The 12,413-nt window shown below is 73.4% G+C and carries 10 protein-coding genes and 2 pseudogenes; 8 read left to right on the top strand and 4 right to left on the bottom strand.

The features are described from left to right. The first annotated feature begins 37 nt into the window (after positions 1-37). Positions 38-493: a TerB family tellurite resistance protein gene (locus tag AB0G17_RS34475; RefSeq protein ID WP_361391212.1), complete on the top strand. Its 456-nt coding sequence runs from the start codon at positions 38-40 to the stop codon at positions 491-493. A gap of 43 nt (positions 494-536) precedes the next feature. Here the strand turns inward: AB0G17_RS34475 and AB0G17_RS34470 are convergent. The 4 genes and pseudogenes from AB0G17_RS34470 to AB0G17_RS34455 form a co-directional block, all read right to left on the bottom strand. After that, positions 537-1,501 (bottom strand): annotated as a pseudogene (locus AB0G17_RS34470) (M56 family metallopeptidase). A gap of 4 nt (positions 1,502-1,505) precedes the next feature. Further along, positions 1,506-1,895, bottom strand: a complete 390-nt coding sequence (locus tag AB0G17_RS34465; RefSeq protein ID WP_361391209.1) for a BlaI/MecI/CopY family transcriptional regulator — start codon at positions 1,893-1,895, stop codon at positions 1,506-1,508. Positions 1,896-2,017: 122 nt separating this feature from the next. Further along, positions 2,018-2,851 (bottom strand): PaaX family transcriptional regulator C-terminal domain-containing protein, encoded by an 834-nt coding sequence (locus AB0G17_RS34460; protein WP_361391206.1) that lies wholly within the window; start codon positions 2,849-2,851, stop codon positions 2,018-2,020. A gap of 4 nt (positions 2,852-2,855) precedes the next feature. Beyond that, positions 2,856-4,475 carry an AMP-binding protein gene (locus AB0G17_RS34455; protein WP_361391203.1) on the bottom strand — a complete coding sequence of 540 codons (1,620 nt, stop codon included), beginning with the start codon at positions 4,473-4,475 and terminating at the stop codon, positions 2,856-2,858. Positions 4,476-4,625: 150 nt separating this feature from the next. On the opposite strand from AB0G17_RS34455, the gene AB0G17_RS34450 reads away from it, so the two are divergent. From AB0G17_RS34450 to AB0G17_RS34420, 7 genes and pseudogenes are all read left to right on the top strand, one after another. Continuing rightward, positions 4,626-5,735: an acyl-CoA dehydrogenase family protein gene (locus AB0G17_RS34450; protein WP_361391200.1), complete on the top strand. Its 1,110-nt coding sequence runs from the start codon at positions 4,626-4,628 to the stop codon at positions 5,733-5,735. Then, positions 5,732-6,130, top strand: coding sequence for a RidA family protein (locus tag AB0G17_RS34445; protein ID WP_361391197.1), 399 nt, complete (start codon positions 5,732-5,734; stop codon positions 6,128-6,130). Before AB0G17_RS34450 ends, AB0G17_RS34445 begins: the two co-directional genes overlap by 4 nt. A gap of 382 nt (positions 6,131-6,512) precedes the next feature. Then, entirely contained in the window at positions 6,513-8,888 is a 2,376-nt protein-coding gene (locus AB0G17_RS34440) for a collagenase (RefSeq protein ID WP_361391194.1), read from the top strand. A gap of 77 nt (positions 8,889-8,965) precedes the next feature. Next, complete coding sequence (locus AB0G17_RS34435) at positions 8,966-10,165, top strand: FAD-binding oxidoreductase (RefSeq protein ID WP_361391191.1); 1,200 nt, start codon at positions 8,966-8,968, stop codon at positions 10,163-10,165. A 116-nt stretch (positions 10,166-10,281) separates the two neighbouring features. After that, a pseudogene (locus tag AB0G17_RS34430) lies at positions 10,282-10,593 on the top strand ((2Fe-2S)-binding protein); the annotation flags it as partial. Next, entirely contained in the window at positions 10,574-12,004 is a 1,431-nt protein-coding gene (locus AB0G17_RS34425) for an NAD(P)/FAD-dependent oxidoreductase (protein WP_361391188.1), read from the top strand. The pseudogene AB0G17_RS34430 and the gene AB0G17_RS34425, both read left to right, overlap by 20 nt. A 158-nt stretch (positions 12,005-12,162) precedes the next feature. After that, on the top strand, positions 12,163-12,413 hold a 251-nt coding region (locus tag AB0G17_RS34420), incomplete at its 3' end, for a dihydrodipicolinate synthase family protein (RefSeq protein WP_361391185.1).

Here is a 12,413-nt window from a genome sequence, read left to right as displayed (position 1 = left end):
GTTGTAGAAGTGACTATCGAGACCAGATGGAGACCTCATGGCCCTGTGGGACCGCTTCAAGGAGTCCGCGTCGACCATGCAGACGCAGCTGCTCGCCAAGAAGAACGACCTGAAGAGCGGTGCGTTCCGGGACGCCAGCATGGCGATGTGCGCCCTGGTCGCCGCGGCCGACGGCACCGTGGACCCGTCCGAGCGGCGCCGCGTCGCGCAACTCATCTCCACCAATGAAGTGCTGCAGAACTTCCCGGCCGACGACCTCCAGCGCCGCTTCGACGACTACCTGAACAAGCTCGCCGCCGACTTCGACTTCGGCAAGGTCAGCGTGTTGCAGGAGGTCGCCAAGGCGAAGAAGAAGCCCGCCGAGGCGCGCGCGGTGATTCAGATAGGCATCGTCATCGGCGGCGCCGACGGCGACTTCGACAAGACGGAGCAGGCCGTCGTGCGCGAGGCCTGCTACGCGCTGGCGCTGGCACCGGCCGAGTTCGACCTGTAGGGGTGGCTGTTGGGTGGGCCGGGCCGCGCCTCGGAGCGGCTCGTCACAGTGCGGTCGCGGCCTTCAGGACCGTGAAGAGGGTCACGGTCGCGTTCGCCGACGCCAGTGCCGAGACCGCCGCGCCGCCCGCGGCGGTCCACAGCGCGAGCCCGGCCGACGTCCACGCGGGCGGCAGCGCGGGCGCCGGGGGCACCGGGCCGAGCAGCGCCGCCACCCGGCGCGGCACCGGCCCGGCCGTCGCGAATCCCACCAGCGCGGTCGCCGCGCCCCGGCCTGCCGCCGGGCGCGACACCAGCGCGGCCTTGCCGATGGCCCGGGCCACCATCCTGCGGTCGCCCACGGTCCGCGCGGCGTCCTCGTCCGCCCAGCGCTCGGCGGTGTACGTCACGGCGGTGCGCAGCGGGCGCAGAAACGGGTTGGCGCGCGCCGCAAGCCCGGCCACGAGCAGGAACCGGTGGTGGCGTGCCGTCAGATGCGCCTCCTCGTGGGCGATCAGCGCCTGCCGCTCGCGCGCGTCAAGGCTCGCCAGCATCGCGCGCGACACGACGATCCGCCCGGCCGCCCCGGCCGCGCCGCGCCCTCCGGGCAGTGCGTACGCATAGGCCAGCGCGTCGTCCGGCAGTACGGCCAGCCTGCCCTCGGGCAGCCCCGCCAGCGCCCGGGCCGCGCGCGTGCGCAGCCGCAGGTGAAGCCACACCAGGTGCGCGCACGCCCCGGCGACCGCCACCAGGAGCGGGATCGCCGCCCGGCCCACCACCTCGTCGTACGGCAGCACCGCTCGCACCTCGGGGTCGGCCCACGCGTCGGGCAGCGGATTGCCCGGCAACTGCGCCGTGCCCACCACCATCAGCAGCATCAGACACAGCGTGCTGCACAGGGCGCGAGAACACCGCCGACCGTCGCGAGCAGCCGCGTCGCCGCGCGCGGATGCAGCTGCTGCTCCGCCAGCCGGGCGATCGGCCAGGCGGTCAGCGGCAGGACGAGTGGAAGGACGACGAACGCACCCACCGTGTCAGTCCCCGGTCTCCGCTTCGGCGCCGTCCAGCAACGCGCGCAGCAGCCGCTCGTCGTCGGGCGAGAGCGCGGTGACGAAGCTGGCCAGGACCGCGCCCCGGTCCGCCTCGGCGTCCAGTACTTTGCGCATCCGCAGTGCGGCGAGCCCGGCCTCGTCGGCCGCCGGCGTCCACACGAACGAGCGCCCCGCGCGCTCCCGGGTCACCGACTGCTTGGCGTGCAGCCGCGACAGGATGGTCACGACGGTGGTGTACGCGAGCGCTCCGCCGATCCGCTCCCGCACCCAGCCGGCGGTCACCGGCCCCGCCGCGTTCCGCAGCGCCGCCAGGACCTGGGCCTCCAGCTCCCCCTGCCCCCGCCTGCGGGCGCGCCTGTCCTCATCCGTCACTTCGTCATCCTACTGAGGGGGCGAACAAGGCCTCGCTGTCAGCGGTCAGCGGTCAGCCGTCAGCCGTCAGCCGTCAGCCGTCAGCCGTCAGCTGTCAGCGGTCAGCTGTCAGTGGCGAGTGGTCAGCTGACCCCCGCCTCCCCCCGTACGAACGCCGCCCCCGCGTCCCGCAGTCGGGCATGCAGGCGGCGGAAGACCTCTGCCGAGCGTTCGCCCGGCCAGTCGGGCGGCAGCAGGGGGGCGGGCAGGCCCGGGTCCGCGTACGGCAGGCGGCGCCAGGAGTCCAGGGCGAGCAGATAGTCGCGGTAGGCCTCCTCGGGCGGGACCTCGGACGACGTCTGCGCGCGCGCCTCCCAGGCACGCAGCACGGGCTCGTGCAGCCCCAGGAACTCGTCGTGCTGCTTGGCGATCGCCGTTAGGTCCCACCACCGGGCAACCGCGTCGGCCGTCGGTGCGAAGCCCAGGTGCTCGCCCCGGAACAGGTCGACGTATGGGGCGAGTTGGAGCCGTTCCAGGGTGTGCCGGGTCTCGTCGTACAGCCGCGCCGGGGCGATCCACACGCCGGGCGCCGCCGTGCCGAAGCCGAGCCCGGCGAGGCGGGAGCGCAGCACATGGCGCTTGTTGCGCTCCGACTCGGGGACCGAGAAGACGGCCAGGACCCAGCCGTCACGCGCGCGTGGCCGCGCGTGCGGGTAGATGCGGCGGTCGCCGTCGTCGAGGAGTTGACGCGCGTCGGCGGAGAGGGCGTATCCGGCGGCGCCGCTCGCGGTGCGCTCGGGCACCAGGAGCCCGCGCCGTTTGAGCCGGGAGACCGACGACCGTACGGACGGGGCGTCCACGCCCACGGCGGCGAGCAGGCGGATCAGCTCGGCGACCGCGAGGGAGCCGGCCGTCTCGCGCCCGTACGCGCCGTAGAGGGTGACGATGAGGGATCGGGGTGTGTGCTGCTCGGCCACGTGATCACTCTAGGGCCCGCAGCCGGAAGCGCTGCAGCTTGCCGGTCGGCGTCCGGGGGAGGGCGTCCAGGAAGACGACCTCGCGCGGGCACTTGTAGGGGGCGAGCTCGGCCTTCACGTGGTCGCGCAGCAGCCCGGCCGCGGCCTCGTCGCCCACCACCCCCTCGCGCAGTACGCAGTACGCCACGACCACCTGCCCGCGTGCCTCGTCGGGGCGGCCGATCACGGCCGTCTCCACCACGTCGGGGTGGCGCATGAGCGCGTCCTCGACCTCCGGTCCTGCGATGTTGTACCCGGCCGAGATGATCATGTCGTCGGCGCGGGCCACATAGCGGAAGTAGCCGTCGGGCTCGCGCACATAGGTGTCGCCGGTCAGGTTCCACCCTCCTTTGACGTACTCCGACTGGCGGGGGTCGGCCAGATAGCGGCAGCCGACCGGTCCACGCACCGCCAGCAGCCCCGGCTCGCCGTCAATCACCGGTTGACCCGAGGCGTCGACCACGCGCGCGTGCCAGCCGGGCACCGGCTTCCCGGTGGCGCCGGGTCTGATCTCGTCGTCCGCCGCCGAGATGAAGATGTGCAGCAGCTCGGTGGCGCCGATGCCGTTGATGATGCGTAGCCCGGTGCGCTCGTGCCAGGCGCGCCAGGTGGCGGCGGGCAGGTTCTCCCCGGCCGACACACAGCGGCGCAGCGCCCCCACGTCGTACCCGTCGAGCTCGTCCAGCATCGCCCGGTAGGCGGTCGGCGCGGTGAACAGGACGGAGACCCGGTGCCGGGCGAGCGCGGGCAGCAGTTGCCTGGGGCCCGACTGTTCGAGCAGCAGGGAGGAGGCGCCCGCCCGCATCGGGAAGACGACCAGGCCGCCCAGGCCGAAGGTGAAGCCGAGCGGTGGGCTGCCCGCGAAGACGTCGTCGGGCCGGGGGCGCAGCACGTGACGGGCGAAGGTGTCCGCGATGGCCAGCACGTCCCGGTGGAAGTGCATACAGCCCTTGGGGCGGCCGGTGGTGCCCGAGGTGAACGCGATCAGCGCGACGTCGTCCGCCGCCGTCTCCACGGCCGTGAACGGCTCCCGGGCCGTCGGCGCGTCGGCGAGGCGCAGCAGGTCGTCGGCCGTACTACCCCCATAGGGGGTGATACGAAGGCCCGGCACGGCCGCCTTCTCCAGGTCCTCGAGCGACCGCGCGTCGCACAGGGCGTGTCCGATCCGGCCGAGTTCGCAGATGGTGGCGAGCTCGTGCGCCCGCTGCTGGGCGAGTACGGTGACGGCCACCGCGCCCGCCTTCATCACCGCCAGCCAGCATGCGGCCAGCCACGGCGTGGTGGGCCCGCGCAGCAGCACCCGGTTGCCGGGCACCACACCGAGCTGGGCGGTGAGCGCGTGGGCGATCCGGTCGACCCGGGTGCGCAGCTCGCCGTACGTCCACGGCGCGCCCTCTGCCGTACGGAAGACGGGCCGGTCCGCGCCGAACCGCTCGATCGTGCGGTCCAGGAGCTCGGCACCGCAGTTGAGCCGCTCGGGATAGCGCAGCTCAGGGAGGTCGAAGACCAGTTCCGGCCACTGATCGGCGGGCGGCAGATGGTCGCGGGAAAACGTGTCGGCATGCGCTGAGGTCTTCAGCTCCATACGGGATCGCCCCCTTGTCGCATCTGGAGCGTATCGTTTGGATGACGACAGTCAACGGTTCGCGATAAGAGCGGTCGGACGGAATACGGCGGAACACGGCGGAATACAGCGAGACGCAGCGAGACTGGACGCGAGACGAGAGGGGTCGCCATGCCCGCATTCGCGCTGGAGCCGGAGCAGCAGGAGTGGTGCGCATGGCTGCGCGCCACCGCCGAGGAGCGCCTGCGGCCCCTTGCGGACAAGGGTGACTCGGGGCGCGTGAACCGGCCACTCGTCGCCGCCCTCGGCGAGCTCGGGCTCCTGGAGCGGCTGTTCGCCTCGGGCGCGCTCGACCTCTGCTTGATGCGCGAGTCGCTGGCGTACGCGTGCACCGAGGCGGAGACCGCGCTCGCCCTCCAGGGGCTCGGCGCCCATCCCGTCGCCGCGCACGGCACCGAGGCGCAGCGGGCCCGGTGGCTGCCCGAGGTCACCGCGGGGCGGGCCGTCGCCGCCTTCGCGCTGAGCGAGCCGGACGCGGGGTCCGACGCGGCCGCTCTCGCCCTCAAGGCCGAGTCGGACGGCGGCGGTTGGCGCCTGAGCGGCGAGAAGTGCTGGATCTCCAACGCCCCCGAGGCCGACTTCTGCACCGTGTTCGCCCGGACCACCGAGGGCGCGGGGGCGCGGGGTGTGACCGCCTTCCTGGTCCCCGCCGACCGGCCCGGGCTCAGTGGCACCGCCCTGGACATGCTCTCCCCGCACCCGGTCGGGACGCTCGCGTTCGACGGGGTGCGCGTCGGCGCGGACGACGTCCTGGGCGAGCCCGACCGGGGCTTTCGTGTCGCCATGGGCACGCTGAACCTGTTCCGGCCGAGCGTCGGCGCGTTCGCGGTCGGCATGGCGCAGGCGGCGCTGGACGCGACGGTCGCGCACACCGCGCGCCGCAGCGCGTTCGGCGGCCCGCTCAAGGACCTCCAGGCCGTCGCCCACCAGGTCGCGGAGATGGCGACCCGCACGGAGGCGGCGCGCCTGCTGGTGTACGGGGCGGCCGCCGCGTACGACAGAGGGGCGCCGGAAGTCCCCAAGTACTCGGCGATGGCCAAGCTGCTCGCCACGGAGACCGCGCAGTACGTGGTGGACGCGGCCGTCCAGCTCCACGGCGCGCGGGCGCTGCGGCGGGGCCATCTGCTCGAACACCTCTACCGCGAGGTGCGCGCGCCCCGGATCTACGAGGGCGCGACCGAGGTGCAGCGCACGATCATCGCGAAGGAGCTGTACCGATGAGCCTCCACCGGGTGAACCCCGCCGAACTCTCCCCGGCCACCGGCTTCAGCCACGCCGTGACCGCCACCGGCAGCCGGCTGGTCTTCCTCGCGGGCCAGACCGCGCTCGACGCCGACGGCAAGGTCGTCGGCGAGACGCTGCCCGAGCAGTTCCGGACCGCGCTCACCAACCTCCTCGCCGCGCTCGCCGCCGCCGGGGGCACCCCGGCCGACCTGGCCCGGGTCACCGTGTACACCACGGACGTCGCCGACTACCGCGCCCAGGCCCACGAACTCGGCCTCATCTGGCGCCGGCTGGCCGGGCGCGACTATCCGGCGATGGCGGTGATCGGCGTCGTACGGCTGTGGGACGAGCAGGCGCGGGTTGAGCTGGACGGGTTCGCGGTTCTGGACTGACAGCGGCCGTCACCTGTCGGGCGCCGACAGGCGCAGCCCGCCTGTCGGACACCAACGGGCGCGGGCCGCCCGGCGGACACCAACGGGCGCAGCCCGCCCGCCGGAGGGCACCTGACGCCCCCTCAGTGCACCCCGAAGTGACGCGCGGGGAAATTGCGGCCGCACAAGTCTTGTCAGTGCAATTTCACATTACTATGTTACAGCTCACAGTCGCGGCTCCTCAGTTCCCCAAGTGCCGTACGGAACAGGGCGATTCACCTCGATCCACCCCCTCCCGGGGGCGGTTCGTCGTGCCCCGCCGCAGGAGTCGCGGCCGCACTACACACATGCGTCCACGCACCGCTGCCCACCCCCCAAATCACCTCCCACACAGGAGCTTTCGGTGTCACAGCTCAGATCCGCGCGCAAGCCGCTGCTCGCCGCCGCCGTCGCGGCGACCCTGCTCGTCACCGCCGGGCAGGCCGCCCAGGCTACGCAGGCGCCGCACCCCGCCAAGGCCGACGCCAACGCCAAGGCCGACGCCTCGCGCGCGCTTCCCGCCTCCTTCGCCGCGAAGCCCACCCCGTCCGCCGACAAGGGGACGAACCCCTTCGACGAGGTGGACCGCCTCGCCAAGGCGCCCAAGCAGACGGCCCGTCCGCTGCCCGCCCCCGGTGGCCACGACGACGGACGCATAGCCGGGCCGCAGACCCGCGCGCTCCCCCCGGCCGCCCACTCCGCGCTGCGCGCCGCCGGGGTGCCCTGCACCCTCGACGGCATCACCGGCCTGTCCCCGGAGGGGCTCGCCGACTTCCTCACCGACCCGGCCGTCACCGCCGACGGCTGTCTGCGCGGGCTCGTCTGGACCTGGGACGCGCGCCTCGCGCCGGTCATGTCCGACGCCCATGTACAGGCAGTCGCCCGCCGCGCCACCAGCCTCGCCGCCTCCCACGACGGCAAGAACAGCAGTCATCTGCTCGAACTGTTCACCTACCTCCACGCGGTGGCGTACCAGGACTACGGGCACGGCGAGATCGACGTCACCGACCAGCCCACCGTCGACGCGATGCGCGAGGCCGTCGCCGCCCTCGGCTCCGCAGCCCACACCTTCGACGTCACCCCGCAGAACGCCCAGACCCTGCGCGAGGCGCTGTACGCCGCGAGCGCGCCCGGTCTGCGCCAGCACCAACTTCCGCTGATCAAGCGGGTGCTGGCGACCATGGCGCCGGGCGCCCCGACCGCCGCCAGCACGGACTGGGCCGGCGCCGCGCTCTCCGCGCTCTCGGTCAACTACCTCGGCGTCTACCCGGGCAACAAGGACACCGCGTTCCAGGCCGCCGCGGCCGCCGACCCCGCCTACCGCGCCGCCTTCCGCGCCTTCTCCGGCTACACCCACCTCAAGGGCACGGCCAACGCCTGGGTGGTCCGCGACGCGCTGTCGGAGTACGGCCGCTTCGGCCAGATCGACGCCGTCAAGAGCCAGATCGTCGCCGACCTCGGCGCCCTGCTGCCTCCCACGCAGACGAACTTCGGCAAGTTGAGTGCGCCCTGGATGTCGCTCGCGAGCTGGCTGAACTTCTACGGCCAGTGCGCCACCTACAACGTGTGCAAGAACCAGGTCGAGGACCAGCTCTTCACCCACACGTACACGTACGACAACGGCGGCATCCAGGTCCGCACCGCGCTCGACCGGGCCACCGTCGACCAGCTGTACTACGCGAGCAAGCAGGTGAAGTCGCAGTTCTTCCGGGTGCTCGGCACCGACAAGCCGCTCGCGGGCGACACCAACACCACCCTCCACATCCACCTGTACGCCTCGCGCGCCGACTACGAGGTCTACCAGCCGTTCCTCACCGGCTACTCCACCAACAACGGGGGGATGTACATCGAGGACGGCGCGACCTTCTACACCTATCAGCGCCGTGTGCCGCAGGACTCCTCGCTCACCCTCGAAGAGCTCTTCCGGCACGAGTACACGCACTACCTCAACGGCCGCTGGGCGGTGCCCGGGACGTTCGGGTCGGGCTCCTGGTACACCGGCGACCGCACCACCGCCATGGACGAGGGGACCGCCGAGTTCTTCGACGGCGGCACCCGGGGCGACGGCATCGCCGTGCGCAAGTCGCTCGTCAAGGGCGTCATCGCCGACACGGCGGGCGGCGGCCCGCGCATGTCCGTCGACCAGCTGCTGCACGCCACGTACGACGGCGACGGCTTCCGCTTCTACAACTACGCGGGAACGTTCTTCGAGTTCCTGTGGAACGAGCACCCGTCCCAGCTGCGCGAGATGTACGGGTACCTGCGCGCGGACGACCCGGCGGGCTTCGACGCCTGGCGCAACCGGATGGGCCGGGACACCGAGATCCAGGCCGAGTACAACGCCTTCCTGAACGCGCAGATAGCCAAGGTGGACAAGCTGTACGTGCCCAACACCACGTACGTCCCCAACGCGCGGCTGAAGTACTCCGCCGTGTCGGGTGTGCGCACCGCGTTCGTCAAGTCCACCCACAGCAAGCCGGACTGCGTCCAGAACGGCGACCCGGGCAAGCGCCGCTTCATCTGTACGGGCAAGGTCACCGCGAGGCTCGCCGACGCGAACGACCCGGACCAGGTCTTCGAGGACATGTCCGAGACCGTCGACTCCCTCATCCTCGACCGGGCGGAAGCTGGGGGCACCAACTTCGCGGACATGAACTGTTCCTTCGGAACAGTCGACATCTGGTCCGACAAGAAGGGCGGCACCTCCACGTACACCTGCGAGGGTCCGCTGCGCAGCTGACGTCCCACCCTCGGGCCGGGGCGACACCGACCGCTCCGGCCCTTGGCCCCTTCGGGAGAATGTGACATATTACTGTGGTGCCCAAGAGACACTCCCTGGACGCCGTGATCGTCGGCGCCGGAGTCGTCGGCGCGGCCTGCGCGTACTACGCGGGGCGCTCCGGACTCCGCGTCGCGGTGGTCGACCGCGGTCCCGTCGCGGGCGGCACCACGGGTGCGGGGGAAGGCAATCTGCTCGTCTCCGACAAGGAGGCGGGCCCCGAGCTCGACCTCGCGCTGCTGTCCACCCGACTCTGGCGCGACCTCGCCCACGTCCTCCCACCGGAGATCGAGTACGAGCCCAAGGGCGGTCTCGTCGTGGCGCCCGACGAGACCGCCCTCACGGCGCTGCGCGCGTTCGCCGAGGAGCAGCGCAAGGCCGGGGTGTGGGCGCGTGAGATCGGCCCCGAGCGGCTGTACGACCTGGAGCCCCATCTCGCCCCCGGCCTCCCGGGCGGCTTCCACTACCCGCAGGACGCCCAGGTCCAGCCCGCCCAGGCGGCGGCCCAACTCCTGCGCGCGGCCCGTCAGTTCGGCGCCGAGGTCCATCTGGATCAGGAGGTCAAGGAGGTCCTCACCGGGCCGGACGGCCGCATCCGAGGCGTCCGTACGCCGCAGGGTGACCTGTTCGCCCCGGCCGTCGTCAACGCCGCCGGGACCTGGGGCGGCGAGGTCGCGGCCCTCGCGGGCAGCGCGCTGCCGGTCCTGCCCCGCCGCGGCTTCGTCCTGGTGACCGAGCCGCTGCCCCGCGTCGTGCGGCACAAGGTGTACGCCGCCGACTACATCGCGGACGTCGCCAGCGGCTCGGCCGCGCTGCAGTCCTCCGCGGTGGTCGAGGGAACGGCCGCGGGCCCCGTCCTGATCGGCGCGACGCGCGAGCGGGTCGGCTTCGAACGCGCTCTGTCCGTCGAGGCGTTGCGCCGTCTCGCGGACCAGGCCACGGCGCTGTTCCCGGTCCTCGCGGGCGTTCGCGCGATCCGTACGTACCACGGCTTCCGCCCGTACCTCCCCGACCATCTGCCCGCGATCGGCCCCGACCCCCGGGTGCCGGGCCTGCTGCACGCGTGCGGCCACGAGGGCGCGGGCATCGGCCTCGCCCCGGCCACCGGCCTGCTGATCGCCTCCGCCCTGCGGGGTGAGCGGACCGCCCTGGACCTCCACCCGTTCAGGCCCGACCGCTTCGCGGCAGGGGAGCATAGGGGTGAACGCGAGGGTGAGCACGAGCGGGGAGTCGGCTGATGACGAAGAGGTACGAGACGGAAGGCGGCGGTTCCGGCGCGCCGCGTACGCGGTGGTGGAACAAGCTCACCGGTGACAGCGCACGGCGGCGCGCGCCCGCCCCCAGCGACGCCCCCGCGCCCTCACCCGCCGCCCTCGTCCGGGCGAATCCGGACCCCGCCTTCACGCTCACCTTCGACGGCCGGACGCTCACCGCCCTGCCCGGGCAGAGCATCGCCGCCGCGCTGTGGGCCGCCGGGATCCTCTCCTGGCGCACCACGCGCGCGCAGGGCGAGCCACGGGGCGCGTTCTGCGGGATCGGCGCCTGCTACGACTGCCTCGCCACCGTCAACGGCCGCCCCAACCAGCGTGCCTGCCTCGTCGCGGCCCGCCCCGGCGACGCGATCACCACCCAGGAGGGCACGGGCCATGCCGACCTCGCCGTCTGAGCCGTCCGACCTGGCCGTCGTCGGTGCCGGGCCCGCCGGGCTCGCGGGAGCCGTGGCGGCGGCCGACCTCGGCCTGAGCGTCACCGTCCTGGACGCGGGGGAGCGGCCCGGCGGGCAGTTCTACCGGCACCCCGCACCGGGGATGCGCGCCGCCCGGCCCGAGGCGCTGCACCACGACTGGGAGGCGTTCGCCACGCGCGCGTCCCGGCTCGAAGCCCACTGCCGCGCGGGCCGCGTCACCCATCTCGCCGCCCACCACGTCTGGACGGTGGTACGGGACGCGGCCACGGGGGAGTGGCTGCTGCACGCCGTCGCGAGCGGCCCCGGCGGCGAGGAGGCACCGGCCACGGTCCGGGCGCGGGCGGTGCTGCTCGCGACCGGCGCGTACGAGCGCCAACTCCCCTTCCCGGGATGGACGTTGCCCGGCGTCGTCGGTGCGGGCGGGGCGCAGGCCATGCTGAAGTCCGGCCTGGTGCTGCCTGGCAGGCGGGTCGTGGTGGCGGGCAGCGGTCCGCTGCTGCTCGCCGTCGCCGGTTCGCTCGCGGCGGCCGGCGCGACCGTTCCCGCGGTGGTCGAGGCGTCCGCGTACACCTCGTACGCGCGCGAGCTGCCCGCGCTCGTCCGCAACCCCGGCAAGCTCGGCGAGGGGGCGCTGTACGGCGGCGGGCTGCTGCGGCACCGGGTTCGGCTGCTGACCCGGCACGCGGTGACGGCCGCGCACGGCACCGACCGCGTCGAGGCGGTGACGGTGTCCCGACTCGACCGCGACTGGCGGCCCGTGCCGGGCAGCGACCGGCGGGTGCCGTGCGACGTGCTCGCGGTCGGCCACGGCCTCGTCCCCCAGCTGGAGCTGGCGACCGGCCTGGGCTGCGCCACCCGCCGTATGCCCGACGACACCCTCGCCCTGGAGCTCGACCCCGCGCAGCGCACCTCCGTGCCCGGGATCTGGGCGGCGGGGGAGACCGGCGGCATCGGGGGCGCGCAACTGGCCCTGACGGAGGGAGAGTTGGCGGCGGCGGCGATCGCGTACGAGCTGCGGGGGATCCCGCGCCCGCGCGGGGCGGCGGTGCTGGTGCGGCGGCGGGCGCGGCTGCGCCGGTTCGCCGACGCGATGGCGGCCGCGCACCGGCCGGGGGACGGCTGGACCGGGTGGCTGGACGACGCGACCCTGGTGTGCCGCTGCGAGGAGGTGCCGGCTGGGCGAGTCAGGGAGGCCGTGAGGGAGCTCGGCGCACGGGACGCCCGTACCGTAAAACTGCTGACCAGGGCCGGGATGGGCTGGTGTCAGGGCAGGATGTGCGGCCAGGCCGTGGCCTGCCTCGCGGGTGGCGGACCGGCCGAGGACCGGCGGCCGCTGTCCTGCCCGGTGGAGCTCGGCCACCTCGCCCAACTGCCCCCGTCCGCAGGCTGATCGCGGCCGCGACGCACGCACCGCACACTCTCCACGCGCCCCACATCCGCCTCCCCCCGCACGCCTGCCCCGGCGCGCCCCCAGCCGCACCCGTGTGGCTCTTGTGGCCGCCGCTCGTTGACCAGTAAAATGTCACACACCACACTAGGGAGTCACCGATGACGTCTGCCCAGACCGCCGTGTCCGCCCGCTCCTCCTCCGACCGGTTGCCCTGGCGCGGCATCATGGTCGCCACCGCCCTGCCCCTGCGCGAGGATCTGTCCGTCGACTATGACGCCTATGCCGCGCATGTGCGCTGGCTGATCGACAACGGTTGCGACGGTGTCGTGCCGAACGGCTCCCTCGGCGAGTACCAGACGCTGAGTGACGAGGAGCGTGCCCGTGTGGTCGACGTGGCTGTGGAGGCGGC

It is taken from the genome of Streptomyces sp. NPDC023838 (assembly GCF_040639555.1).
In the GTDB taxonomy this organism is placed as follows: Bacteria; Actinomycetota; Actinomycetes; order Streptomycetales; family Streptomycetaceae; genus Streptomyces.
This window is presented reverse-complemented; position numbering and strand designations above follow the sequence as displayed.

What these genes read in the sequence shown, in the direction of transcription:
- AB0G17_RS34475 (WP_361391212.1), top strand. Translation starts at nt 38, where the DNA reads ATGGCCCTGTGGGACCGCTTCAAGGAGTCCGCGTCGACCATGCAGACG.
- AB0G17_RS34445 (WP_361391197.1), top strand. Translation starts at nt 5,732, where the DNA reads ATGAGCCTCCACCGGGTGAACCCCGCCGAACTCTCCCCGGCCACCGGC.
- AB0G17_RS34455 (WP_361391203.1), bottom strand. Translation starts at nt 4,475, where the DNA reads ATGGAGCTGAAGACCTCAGCGCATGCCGACACGTTTTCCCGCGACCAT.
- AB0G17_RS34450 (WP_361391200.1), top strand. Translation starts at nt 4,626, where the DNA reads ATGCCCGCATTCGCGCTGGAGCCGGAGCAGCAGGAGTGGTGCGCATGG.
- AB0G17_RS34425 (WP_361391188.1), top strand. Translation starts at nt 10,574, where the DNA reads ATGCCGACCTCGCCGTCTGAGCCGTCCGACCTGGCCGTCGTCGGTGCC.